General features: G+C 73.9%; 7 protein-coding genes. 3 read left to right on the top strand and 4 right to left on the bottom strand.

The genetic code is table 11. From position 1 onward, the window contains the following. Nucleotides 1-632 precede the first annotated feature (632 nt). Nucleotides 633-1178 (bottom strand): MarR family winged helix-turn-helix transcriptional regulator, encoded by a 546-nt coding sequence (locus ACH4TP_RS20435; protein ID WP_398191440.1) that lies wholly within the window; start codon nucleotides 1176-1178, stop codon nucleotides 633-635. A gap of 153 nt (nucleotides 1179-1331) precedes the next feature. Between ACH4TP_RS20435 and ACH4TP_RS20430 the strand changes: the two genes are divergently transcribed. Next, entirely contained in the window at nucleotides 1332-2606 is a 1275-nt protein-coding gene (locus ACH4TP_RS20430) for an MFS transporter (protein ID WP_398438715.1), read from the top strand. A gap of 15 nt (nucleotides 2607-2621) precedes the next feature. Here ACH4TP_RS20430 and ACH4TP_RS20425 read toward each other — a convergent pair whose 3' ends face one another. Further along, entirely contained in the window at nucleotides 2622-4280 is a 1659-nt protein-coding gene (locus ACH4TP_RS20425) for a SpoIIE family protein phosphatase (protein ID WP_389237856.1), read from the bottom strand. Nucleotides 4281-4386: 106 nt separating this feature from the next. Continuing rightward, entirely contained in the window at nucleotides 4387-5751 is a 1365-nt protein-coding gene (locus ACH4TP_RS20420; protein ID WP_398438714.1) for an NAD(P)/FAD-dependent oxidoreductase, read from the bottom strand. 359 nt (nucleotides 5752-6110) lie between these two features. On the opposite strand from ACH4TP_RS20420, the gene ACH4TP_RS20415 reads away from it, so the two are divergent. Both ACH4TP_RS20415 and ACH4TP_RS20410 read left to right on the top strand, forming a co-directional pair. Continuing rightward, on the top strand, nucleotides 6111-6881 hold the full coding sequence (locus tag ACH4TP_RS20415) for a TetR/AcrR family transcriptional regulator (RefSeq protein ID WP_398191452.1): 771 nt from the start codon (nucleotides 6111-6113) through the stop codon (nucleotides 6879-6881). A 221-nt stretch (nucleotides 6882-7102) separates the two neighbouring features. Beyond that, the gene (locus tag ACH4TP_RS20410; RefSeq protein ID WP_398438713.1) at nucleotides 7103-9163 is read left to right on the top strand and encodes a sigma-70 family RNA polymerase sigma factor; all 2061 of its coding nucleotides are present in this window, start codon (nucleotides 7103-7105) and stop codon (nucleotides 9161-9163) included. On the opposite strand, the gene ACH4TP_RS20405 is transcribed toward ACH4TP_RS20410, so the two are convergent. Further along, nucleotides 9150-12467: an ATP-binding protein gene (locus ACH4TP_RS20405; protein ID WP_398438712.1), complete on the bottom strand. Its 3318-nt coding sequence runs from the start codon at nucleotides 12465-12467 to the stop codon at nucleotides 9150-9152. The genes ACH4TP_RS20410 and ACH4TP_RS20405 overlap by 14 nt on opposite strands. Nucleotides 12468-12472 lie beyond the last annotated feature (5 nt).

Here is a 12472-nt window from a genome sequence, read left to right as displayed (position 1 = left end):
TACCCGTGATCGGGTGACACTCGCGTTGAGCGGGACGATCAGGCCGGAATAGGGCCGATCGTCCACAGCGTCCTCGCTGTAGTGTTGCCACCCCGGAGGGTGGACTTTTTCAAAGGAACCTCGACCATCCGGAGATGGACGGGGTATCAACTAATCTGGCGTTGATTTTTGGCACGCTGTTGAGTTCTCAAGGTGCGGACGCTTCCTTCGTTCCCGTTTCCGGGCCCTCCGGGCGCTTCCTTCGTTTCCGACTCTATCAGATCTTTCCGATCCGATTTCCTCGGTGCTTTCCGGTCCCATTCGCTTTCGCTCCGGGCCCTTCCGGCGGTTCCGACTCTATCAGATCCTTTCGGCGTCTGATTCCCAGTCAGGGGGGTTTGTCTTTCCGGCTGTTGGGCCGTTCCGACGTCTCAAACTCTAGCGGGTTTCCCCGGCGACTCATAATCGAGCCATTCGAAATGAATTTCGGCATGCCGAAATTCGTCCCGGTGGGGAGTTGGTGCTGAGTAGAGGTGCCGCATCTGCGGCGGGAGTGGTCGTCGAAGAACCGTTCCGGCTCCGTGACAACTCGGAGAACCTTACGGATCGGGAGGGGGCGTGTCAACCCCCGTCCGGCCGCCCGCTCGGGGGCGTCAGTCGAGGTCGGTCAGGCGGCCGCCGGCGTCGGGCTGGGTGAGCTCGACGCGGCGGAGGAGGCGGATGAGGACGTCGCCGAGGACGCCCCTCTCCTGGGTGGTGAGGTCCTGGAGGAGGTCCTCCTCGAAGTCGGTTGCCATGCGCATGGCCTCCAGCCACTTCGAGCGGCCCTCGTCGGTGAGCTCGACGATGACGCGGACGCGGTTGTTCTCGTCGCGGTCGCGGGTGACCAGGCCCTCGCCGGCCATGCGGTCGATGCGGTGGGTCATCGCGGCCGGGGTGAGGCCGAGGCGCTTGGCGAGCTCGCCGGGGCCGAGGCGGTAGGGCGCGCCGGCGAGGACGAGGGTCTTGAGGACCTCCCACTCCGCGTTGCTGATGCCGAGGTCGGAGAGCTGGCGGCCGTACGCCACGTTCATCCGGCGGTTCAGCCGGCCGAGGGCGGAGACGACCTTCTCCACCTGGGGGTCGAGGTCGCGGTACTCGCGCTGATACGCGGCGATCTGCTCGTCGAGGCTCGGCTCCTGGGGAGCGGTGTCGGACATGCGGCGAGTATCCCACGGGTCACGTTGGCGTTGAAGTCCTTCGGTGTGTATTGTTAAGGCGTTAACTTTAGTGTTGAAGTCTTCAGGGTTCAGGCCTACAGATCTGAACCGCGACCGAAGTGGGTGAGTGTGACCAAGGCGAGGGGCGCGGCGATGCGTCGTATCCAGGCAGGCAGCGCGCTGAGCGCGTTCGGACTCGGCTTCACCGTGCCGTACCTCTATGTGTACGTGGCGCAGGTGCGGGATCTGGGCGCTGCGACGGCGGGCATCGTGCTGGCCGTCTTCGCCATGGCCGCACTGGTGGTGCTGCCCTTCAGCGGGCGGGCCATCGACCGGCGCGGGCCCGTGCCGGTGCTCCTCGTGGCCTCGGTCGCCGCCGCGGTGGGCGCGGTGGCGATGGGCTTCGCCTCCAGCGTGCCTGCGGCCGTGGGGGCCGCGGTGCTCCTTGGCGCCGGTACGGCCGTGCTGCAGCCGGCCCTCGCCACGATGATCGTCTGGTGCTCGGAGCCCGCCGGGCGGACCCGGGCCTTCGCGATGCAGTTCTTCCTGCAGAACCTGGGTCTCGGCATCGGCGGTCTGATCGGCGGTCTGCTGGTCGACACGAGCCGGCCGGGCAGCTTCATCCTGCTGTTCTCGATCGAGGCGGCGATGTTCCTGGTGCTCGCCGCGATCGTCGGGACGGTCCGGATGCCGGGCTCCCCCGCGCTCCAGGGCGCCCGTCCGTCCGAGGGCGGCAAGGGCGGCGGTGTCCGCGCGCTGCTCGGGCACAAGGCGATGGTGCAGCTGTGCGTCCTCGGCTTCGTGCTGTTCTTCGCCTGCTACGGGCAGTTCGAGTCGGGTCTCGCGGCGTACGGCACGGAGGCCGCCGGCATCCAGCCGTCGACGCTCGGGATCGCGCTGGCCGCCAACACGGCGGTCATCGTGGCCGCCCAGTTCCTGGTGCTGAAGTTCGTCGAGCGCCGCAAGCGGACCCGGGTGATCGCGGCCGTCGGTCTGATCTGGACCGTGGCGTGGCTGATCGCCGGGTACGCGGGGCTGGGGCACGGCAGCCAGGCGATGGCGACGGCGGCCTTCGTCTCCACGTACGCCCTCTTCGGGCTCGGTGAGGCGATGCTGTCGCCGACGGTGGCGCCGCTGGTGGCCGATCTGGCGCCGGAGTCGATGGTCGGGTCGTACAACTCGGCCTTCGCCCTGGTGAAGCAGCTGGCGCTGGCCGTCGGTCCGGCCGTGGGCGGGCCCATGGGGGCCGCGCTGCACGGGCCGTACATCGTGACCTTCGTGCTGTTCTCGCTCGGGATCACGTTCCTGGCCCTGCGGCTGGGCAAGCGGCTCACCCCCGAGCAGGACCAGCCTTCGCTGGCGCTCAAGCCGTCGAAGGTGGTCGCCCGGCACGAGCCGGTGCGCGAGAGCGAGACCGCGGCCGCCTAGGCCGCCCGGGCCGGATCAGTCCGGCAGGGCGAACTCGCACCAGACCGCTTTGCCGCCGCCCGGTGTGCGGCGGCTGCCCCAGGACGAGGCGATCGTCGCGATGATCGAGATTCCGCGACCCGCCTCGTCCTCCGTTTCCGCCCGGCGGCGGCGCGGCAGGTGGTCGTCGCCGTCCGTGACCTCGATGATCAGGCGGCGGTCGGTGCGGCGGAGCCGCAGGCGCATGGGCGGGGTGCCGTGCTGGAGGGAGTTCGCCACGAGCTCGCTGGTGGCGAGGACGCCCAGGTCGCGCAGTTCGACCGGGAAGCGCCAGGAGGAGAGGACGCCGGAGGCGAAGGCACGCGCGCGGGGGGCGGCCTCCACGCCGCCGAGGAGTTCCAGGGCGGCGTTGTGGAAGAGCTCGGCGTCCGGGCCCTTGCGGGAGGGGTGCTGGACGACCAGGACGGCGACGTCGTCGTCGTGCTCGGCGGTGACGCCGAGGGCGCGCAGGAGCCGGTCGCAGACCACCTGCGGGGTGCCGCTGGCGCCGGACAGGGCGCGGGCCAGGGCGGCGACGCCCTCGTCGATGTCCTCGCGGCGCCGCTCGACCAGGCCGTCCGTGTAGAGGACGGCGGTGGAGCCGGGCGGCAGGGCGATGGAGCCCGAGGCGTGCAGCCAGCCGCCGGTGCCGAGGGGCGGGCCGGTGGGGTCCTCGGCGCGGCGGACGGTGCCGTCCTCGTCCCGTACGAGGATCGGGAGGTGGCCGGCGGAGGCGTACACCAGCTTGCCCTCGTTGGGGTCGTGGATCGCGTACACGCAGGTGGCGATCTGGCTGGCGTCGATCTCGGCGGCGAGGCCGTCGAGGAGCTGGAGGACCTCGTGCGGGGGCAGGTCCAGGCGCGCGTAGGCCCGGACGGCGGTGCGGAGCTGGCCCATGACGGCGGCGGCGCGCACGCCGCGGCCCATCACGTCGCCGATGACGAGGGCGGTGCGGCCCGCCCCGAGGGTGATCACGTCGTACCAGTCGCCGCCGACGGCCGCGTCCGCGACGCCGGGCTGGTAGGTGGCGGCGATCCGCAGGTCGTCGGGCTGCTCCAGTTCCTGCGGGAGCAGGGAGCGCTGGAGGGTGACGGCGGTCTCGCGGTGCCGGCGCTCGCTGGCCCGGAGGCGCTCGGCGGCCTCGGCGTGGTCGGTGACGTCGGCGGCGTGGACGAGGACTCCGCCGCCGTCGAGGCGGGGGCTGTCGACGGGCAGGCAGGTGACCGTGTAGAAGCCGCCGTCGCGGGTGCGGCGGGACTTGACCGTGCGGGGCTTGCCGCTGCGCAGCACCTGGTCCATGAGGGGCAGCAGGCCGAGCTCCTCGGCCTCCGGGCAGGTGTCGGCGACGGTGGCGCCGGCGCGGCGCGGGCCGAAGGCCGCGGCGTACGCGTCGTTCACGTAGGCGATGCGGTGCTCCGGTCCGTACGCGAGGGCGACCAGGCCGGGGAGGCGGCCGAGCAGCTCCCGTACGGAGAAGTCCTCCAGGGCGGGGACGTCGGCGGCCTCGACGGCCTCGTCGGCGCCGTCGGCGCTGTCGGCGGGGTGCTCCAGCTGCGGACCGTACTCACCGCGGGCGGCGGGCACGGAGCCTTCGGTCCCCCGCGCCGCGCGGCGCTGCGTGCCGGGGAGCCGGGCGCTCCAACGGGTGAAGTTCACGGATCTGTATGCCTCGTGGTGTCGGTGCCGTGCAGAGTCACGCTGTGCAGGTGTGAGCCCACCTATGGTCACACGTCCAGTGTGGACGAGTGCACTGACAGTGATGTCAGGACTGCGGCTCGTCGCCGCCGCCGGGGGGTGGAGCAGCGGCGAGTTCGAATTCGGCTCGGGGGTGTTCAAGGGAGCCGAGGGAGACGATCTCCCGTTTGAACAGGCCGGACAGGGTCCATTCGGCGAGGACCCGGGCCTTGCGGTTGAAGGTGGGGACGCGGCTGAGGTGGTAGGCGCGGTGCATGAACCAGGCCGGGTATCCCTTGAGCTTGCGTCCGTAGACGTGGGCGACTCCCTTGTGGAGGCCGAGGGAGGCGACGGAGCCCACGTACGCGTGCGCGTACTCCTTGAGCGGCTGTCCGCGGAGGGAGGCCGCGATGTTCTCGGCGAGGACCTTGGCCTGGCGGACGGCGTGCTGGGCGTTGGGCGCGCACTCCTTGCCGGGTTCGTCCGAGGTCACGTCGGGGACGGCGGCGGCGTCGCCGGCCGCCCACGCGTGGGTGACGCCGTCGACGGCGAGCTGGGCGGTGCAGCGGAGCCTGCCGCGTTCGTTGAGCGGCAGGTCGGTGGCGGCGAGGACGGGGGCGGGTTTCACGCCGGCGGTCCAGACGACGGTACGGGTGGGCAGGCGGGTGCCGTCGCTGAGGACGGCGACCCGGTCCTCGCAGGATTCGAGCCGGGTCTCCAGGCGTACGTCGACGTTCCGGCCGCGGAGCTCGCGGATCGCGTACCGGCCCATGTCCTCACCGACCTCGGGGAGGATCCGGTCGGAGGCCTCGACGAGGACCCAGCGCAGGTCCTCGGGCTTGACGTTGTGGTAGTACCGCGCGGTGTAGCGGGCCATGTCCTCCAGCTCGGCGAGGGCCTCCACGCCCGCGTAGCCGCCGCCGACGAAGACGAAGGTGAGGGCGGCGTCGCGGATCGCGGGGTCGCGGGTGGAGGAGGCGATGTCCATCTGCTCGATGACGTGGTTGCGCAGGCCGATGGCTTCCTCGACGGTCTTGAAGCCGATGCCGTGGTCGGCCAGGCCGGGGACCGGGAGGGTGCGGGAGACGGAGCCGGGCGCGATGACCAGCTCGTCGTAGGTCATCTCGACGGCGCCGGTGCCCTCCTCCTCGGTGGCGAGGGTGGAGAGGATCGCGGTGCGCTTGGCGTGGTCGACGGACCGGACCTCGCCGATGAGGACGCGGCAGCGGTCGAGGACGCGGCGGAGCGGCACGACGACGTGGCGCGGGGAGATGGAGCCGGCCGCGGCCTCCGGGAGGAACGGCTGGTACGTCATGTACGGCTCGGGGGTGACCACCACGATCTCGGCGGTGCCGTCTCTGAGCTCCGCTCCGAGCTGCCGCTGGAGGCGCAGCGCGGTGTACATGCCGACGTAGCCACCGCCGACCACGAGAATGCGCGCAGGTTCGGTCACTGTCCCATGACGCACCCCCGTCCGTTGTTTGTCCACAGGCTCGGCAAATTGTGTGACCGGAGGGGTACGGAGGCGCGGGGTGGCGCGTGAGAGGGGTGCGGGGGAAACCGCGCAGGTCACGGCGGGTGGGACGGGTTCGGAGAGCGGTCGGAATCGGGAGTCTTCCGGGCCTTGCTCCGATCGGGGGGCGCACCGTACGGAACTCCCCCTTCTGAATTGACCCCGACTCAACTATGTTCGTACTTCGTCGGGGTGTCGGATCGGGTGTGCGCGTGGACCGAAGAGCGCTCGTCCGCCGGGGGCCCCGCATTCAGGGCGGGGAGTCTCCGGGGGGAGACATCATGAGCGGGGGAACGCTTATGCAGATTCAGGATTCACGGTGGCAGTCGGGCGCCGGGACGGCGACGGTCGACGGGCACGTCCCGGGGACGGGTGCCGCGCCGCTGGCGGGCGGCAGGTCCGCGCCGCTGCGGGTGGACGCCCAGCGCAATCTGGAGCACGTGCTCCGGGCCGCGCGTGAGGTGTTCGGCGAGCTCGGCTACGGGGCTCCGATGGAGGACGTGGCGCGCCGTGCCCGCGTCGGGGTCGGCACCGTCTACCGCCGCTTCCCCAGCAAGGACGTGCTGGTGCGGCGGATAGCCGAGGAGGAGACCTCCCGGCTGACCGAGCAGGCGCGGGCCGCGCTGGGCCAGGAGGAGGAGCCGTGGTCGGCGCTCTCCCGGTTCCTGCGGACCTCGGTGGCCTCGGGTGCGGGTCGTCTCCTGCCGCCGCAGGTGCTGCGGGTGGGCGTGGACGAGTCCGGGGCGCCGCTCGGCGCGGACGGGACGGACGAGGCGACCCGGGTGCCGTATCAGCGGGGTGTCGCCGAGCAGGGCGACGCGCGCGTGGTCGCGCCGCGTGGTGTGCCCGCCGACGAGCGGGACGACGCGGGGGCCTCCGAGCTCCTGGAGGTCGTCGGCCGGCTGGTCGACCGGGCGCGTGAGGCGGGTGAGCTGCGGACGGACGTGACCGTGGCGGACGTCCTCCTCGTCATCGCCACCGCCGCGCCGGCCCTGCCGGACGCGGTGCAGCAGGCGGCGGCCTCGGCCCGGCTCCTCGACATCCTGCTTGAGGGCCTGCGCTCCCGGTAGGAACCTTCACGGCCGTAAAAACCTTCAGGACCTTTCGCGGACGGCGGTCTTCGTGGTCCGGGCGGACCCACGAGCATGACACGAACGTGTGAGCGGTTACGCCCGGATACATGAAGTCGCCCCGGACGAGTGGTAAGTGGACGCGGCGCTTCGGCGTGCCCTGGCTCTGTGGCAGGCTTGGCCAATATTCGGGTCTGGGCGTGCGTACGGGGGCTTCCGCGATGAGCGGTGACAGTCGGGACGAGCCGCTGGGCAGTGGTGGCGGCGCGGAGACCGGGGGCCTTCCCCCTCGGCAGGTTCCCAGCCAGGGCGGGCCGGGAGGTGTCTCCGGAGCGCCCGCGTCCTCGGGTTCGCCGACCGGGCCGTCCCTCCCGACCGGGCCGCTCGACGCGAGCGTGCCGCAGCAGCGTGAGGGCAGACCGGGTGCCGGTGCCGTCGCGGGGCCGGACGCCGGGGCGGGAACCGCGGGGGCCGTCGACGGCGGTGCCGTCGAGGACGACGGCGAGCCCGAAGAGCCCGACACCGTACTCCCGCCGCCCCGCGAACTGCCGCCCTCCGACGCCGAGCTCGTCCAGCTCATGCGGGACGGCGACGACTCCGCGTACGAGGAGCTGTTCCGCCGCCACTCCGAGGCCGTCCGCCGGTACGCCAGGACCTGCTGCCGGGACGCGCACACCGCCGACGACCTCACCGCCGAGGTCTTCGCCCGCACGCTCCAGGCCGTCCGCGGCGGCGCCGGGCCCGAACAGGCCGTGCGCGCCTACCTCATGACCACCGTCCGGCGGGTCGCGGCGAACTGGACCAGGACGCAGAAGCGGGAGCACCTCGTCGAGGACTTCGCGGTGTTCGCCGCGGACGCCGCCCGCTCCTCCGAGGTCTCCGACCAGGACACGTTGGACCTCGGCGCCGACGTCCTCGCCATGCACGAGGCCGAGCAGTCCCTCGCCATGCAGGCCTTCCGCTCGCTGCCCGAGCGCTGGCAGGCCGTGCTGTGGCACACCACCGTCGAGGAGGAGTCCCCGAGCGAGGTCGCCCCGCTCTTCGGACTGACCGCCAACGCCACGGCCGTGCTCGCCAGCCGCGCCCGCGAGGGCCTCAAGCAGGCCTACCTCCAGGCCCACGTCAGCCAGTCCCTCACCGCGGGCGGCGACTGCGCCCGCTACGCGGACCGGCTCGGCGCCTACGCGCGCGGCGGACTGCGGATGCGGGCCGAGCGCGGCCTGCGCAAGCACCTGGACGAATGCGCCAGGTGCCGGCTCGCCGCCGGTGAGCTGGCCCATGTGAACGCCGGGATCCCCGCGCTCCTGCCCGTCGCCGTCATCGGCTGGTTCGCCGCCGGGTACTCGCTCAAGGCGGCCGGTGTCGTCGCCGGCGGCACCGCCGCCGCGGCCGGCGCGGGCGCGGCGGCCGCCGCCTCCGGGTCCTCCGGGGGCGCCGCCTCGGGAGGCGCCGCCGCCGAGGGCCTCGGAGCTCCCGCGAAGGCCGGGATCGCGGCGGCCATAGCGGTCGCGGCCACCGCCGGGCTCGTCTGGGCGATGGCCGGGAACCCGCAGCCCGTGGCCGCGCCCAGGCCCACGCAGCCGGTCGTCACCCCGGTCGCGCCGGAGCCCGCGCCGCCGGCCCCGAAGCCGAAGCCCGCGCCGCCGGCCCCGCCCGTCACCTCCGAGCCGCCGGCGCCCGCGCCGCCGCCTCCCCCGAAGCCGAAGCCGACGCCGAGCCCGAAGCCGACGCCGAAACCCACGCCGAAGCCGACGCCTCCGCCCGCCCCGAAGCCGACGCCCAAGCCCACGCCGAAGCCGACGCCGACGCCGTCCCCCACGCCGAAGCCCAAGCCCGCGCCGCCGTCCGTCTACCAGGTCAACGAGCTCCAGTACGGGGTCTTCGGCGACGGCACCAAGCCCGAGGTGTCCCTCTCGGACAGCAGCTGGATGTGGCAGCGGCGCGGCCTGTCCATCGACGGCACCCAGTACGCCCACGGCGTCAGCGTCCACGCGCCGTCCGAGCTGCTCATCGACCTCAACCGACAGTGCACGCGGTACGACGCGACCGTCGGCATCGACGACCTGAGCGCCCAGCTCGGCGTCGGCGGCGTCCGCTTCTCCGTCTACGGGGACGGGGAGCGGCTCTGGCGCTCCCCGGTCGTCCGGGCGGGCGACCCGCCGGTCCCGGTGAGCGTCGACATCTCGGGCCGCTCCTCGATCCGGCTCGTGGTGGAGGAGCACACGCCGTTCGGCCGGGCCGCGGTCGCCGACTGGGCGGAGTCCCGGATCAGCTGCTCCTGACGGCCTCTCCCGCGTCCGGCGGGACCGGGGCGAAGGGCGCGACGAGGTCGAGGACCTCGTCGACGCCGAGTCCCGTGCCGGCCGCGCGGGCGGCGGCCAGGCCGGACGCGCCGAGCTCGGCGAGCGCCCGCTCCGTCACGGACTCGATGTCCCGCAGCTCGGGGACCGAGCGGGGCGTGTCCCGGCGCCAGTGGTCGACGGCGGCCAGGACCCGTGCGGCGAGGTCCGCCTCGCCCGCCTCGGCCAGGGCGAAGGCGAGCCCCTCCCCCAGGCCGTGGGTGATGAAGTCCGCGCACTGCGCCTCCCGCGCGGTGCGGAGCGCCACGACGGCCGTGCCGACGGCGGCCGCGCCCCTGCCCTCGTACGCCTCGACGCGGGCGGCGAGTCCGATGATCGCCGCCTCGAAGTGCGGCGGCTGGGTGCCGACCGCGCCGTCCCGGCCCGCTTCCTCCAGCTGGGCGCGGGCCTCCCGGACGTCGCGGCGGTGGAGGGCGAAGGCGGCGCGGAGGAAGCGGACGTACGTCTGGCTGTCCCGTACGCGATAGCGCTCGGCCTCACGGGAGGCCTCCTCGAGGGCCTTCTCCGCGGTCTCCAGGTCGCCGGTGCGGTAGGCCAGTTCGGCCAGGCGGGCCAGGAGGAACGGGGCCTCGGCGTGGGCGCCGACCTCGCGGGCCAGACCGAGGGCCTCCTCGTACGCCTCGCCCGCGTCCGCGTGCCGGCCGCGCATCGTGTACGACTCGCCCGCGGCGCTCGCGATCTGCGCCGCCATCCAGCGGTCGCCGACGCGCCGTGCGATGCCGCGGAGTTCGGCCAGGGCCTCGTCGACACCGGGCATGCCGCCGGGCATGTCGACGATCATGTGCGTGCGGAACATCAGGGTGACGCCGAGCTCCCAGTCGCCGCCGTGGCGGCGGCAGTTGTCGACGGCGGTGTCGAGGAGGCCGCGGATCGTGGCCGGGGACTCGGTGAGGTACGCGGTGAAGGGCCAGAGCAGGCCGGGGAAGCGGGCCGCCTCGGGGCCGGGGGTCCCGCCGAACGCCTCGCGCACGCGGCGGACGAGCGCGAGGGTCTCCGGCTGCTGGAAGTCGCCCATGGTGCTGCTCTCGACCGCGAGGAAGAAGTGCAGCATCCGCAGGTGCATGCGGGGCCAGTGGCGGGGGTCGGCGGGGTCGTCCGGGTCCTCGCCCAGGGTGATCGCGCGGCCCACCCAGGCGAGGCCCTCGGGGCGGTAGTTGCGCAGCCACCAGAACCAGCCCATGGCGAAGACGAGCCGGAGGGCGGCGGTTTCGTCCCGGGAGGTGGTGAGGGTGCGGTGGAGGGCGGCCCGGATGTTGTCGAGGTCGCGCTCCAGGCGGTCGATCCAGGGGAGCTGCTCCGCCGAGCGGAGTCTGGGCTCGGCCTCCTCGGCGAGGGCGGTGAAGTGGGCGGTGTGGGCGGCCTCGGCGGCGGCGAGCAGGGCGGGTTCCTCGGCGGCGCGCTCGGTCGCGTACTCGTGGATGGTCTCCAGGAGCCGGTAGCGCATCTCGCCGCCCTCGACGGGGGTGGCGACGACGAGGGACTTGTCGACGAGGGCGCCCAGGGTGTCGGCGGCGCCCGGGGAGAGGGCCTCGGCGGCGGCCAGGTCCCAGCCCCCGGCGAAGACCGACACCTGGCGGAGCAGGGTCCGCTCGGCCGGGTCGAGCAGGTCCCAGGACCAGTCGACGACGGCGCGGAGGGTCTGCTGGCGGGGCAGGACGGTCCGCGAGCCGGAGGTGAGGAGGAGGAAGCGGTCGTCGAGGCGGTCGGCGATCTGGCGCGGGGTGAGCAGGCGCAGCCGGGCGGCGGCCAGTTCGATGGCGAGCGGCAGGCCGTCGAGGCGGCGGCAGATCTCGTCGACGGCCTCGCCGCCGTCCCGGGCGAGGTCGAAGGAGGGGCGGACGGTACGGGCCCGCTCGGCGAACAGGCGGTGGGCGGGGTCCGGCGGGAGGGGCTCGACGGGGCGGACGGACTCGCCGGGGACGCCGAGGGGTTCACGGCTGGTCGCGAGGATGCGGAGCTGCGGGCAGTGGGTGAGCAGGGTCTCGGCGAGGGCGGCGGCCGCGTCGATCACGTGCTCGCAGTTGTCGAGCACCAGGAGCAGCGGGCGGCGGGCCAGGTGCTCGACGAGGTGGGCGGTGGGGTCGTCCTGGAGCGGGACGCCGTCGCGGGTGAGCAGGTTGATCTCGCGGAGGCGGAGGGCGGAGAGGACGGCGCCGGGGAGGGCGTCGGGGTCGTCGAGCGGGGCGAGCTCGGCGATCCAGGCGGCGGGGCCGACGGCCCGGATCGCGGCCTCCTCGGCGAGGCGCGTCTTGCCGGAGCCGCCGGGGCCGGTGAGCGTGACCAGCCGGGAGCGGGTCAGGTCGGCCTGGAGCGCGGCGAGTTCGGGCTCCCGGCCGACGAAGGAGGTGAGGCGGGGGCGGATGTTGCCGGGGGGCTCGGAGGGGGCGGGGCGTTCGTGCGCGGGCGGCGGGGTGGCGGGGCGGTCCGTACGGCTCGGGGCGGGATCCGTGCCGGAGGCCGTCCCGGGGGTCGTCCGGGGCGGGCGCGTCGACGCGGGCGGGTTCGGGGGCGCGCCGGTGAGGAGTTCGTGGTGGAGGGCGGTGAGTTCGGGGCCCGGGTCGGCACCGAGGGCGTCCGCGAGGGTGCGGCGGGCCGACTCGTACGCGGTGAGGGCGTCGGCGTGGCGGCCCTCGGCCCTCAGGGCGCGGATGAGCTGGGCGCGGAAGGCCTCGTCGTACGGGTACGTGGTGGTGAGCTCGGTCAGCTCCGGTACGAGTCCGTCGGTGGCGCCCCGGCGGAGGTCGGCCTCGACGCGCTGCCGGAGCGCCGCGAGCCGCTGCGCCTCGGGCCGGACGCCCGCCGGGTCGGGCAGGTCGGCGAGGGCGGGGCCCCGGAAGAGCCCGAGGGCCTCGCGGAGGAGGGCGGCGGCGGTGTCGGGGTCTCCGGCGTCGAGGCGGGCGGCGGCGTCCCTGACCCGGCGCTGGAAGACGTACAGGTCGATGTCCTCGGGGTCGGCGGCGAGCCGGTACCCGGGGCCGGGGGTGGAGGCGACGGCCTCCCTGCCGAGTATCCGGCGCAGTCGGCCGACGAGGGCCTGGAGCGCGGCCGGTGCGTCCTGCGGCGGGTCGTCCCCGTACACGTCGTCGGCGAGCTCGCCGACCGAGACGGCCCGCCCCCCGCGCAACGCGAGCGCGGCGAGCAGCGCGCGCAGCCGCGCCCCGCCCAGGGGAAGCGGGGTGCCGTCGGGCCGAAGGGCCTCGGTGGTGCCGAGGATGAGATACCGCACCGGCC

The organism is Streptomyces sp. NPDC021012 (assembly GCF_044333355.1).
Lineage (GTDB): Bacteria > Actinomycetota > Actinomycetes > Streptomycetales > Streptomycetaceae > Streptomyces.
The sequence above is the reverse complement of the archived record's forward strand: the minus strand, read 5'-3'. Positions and strand labels throughout refer to the sequence as shown.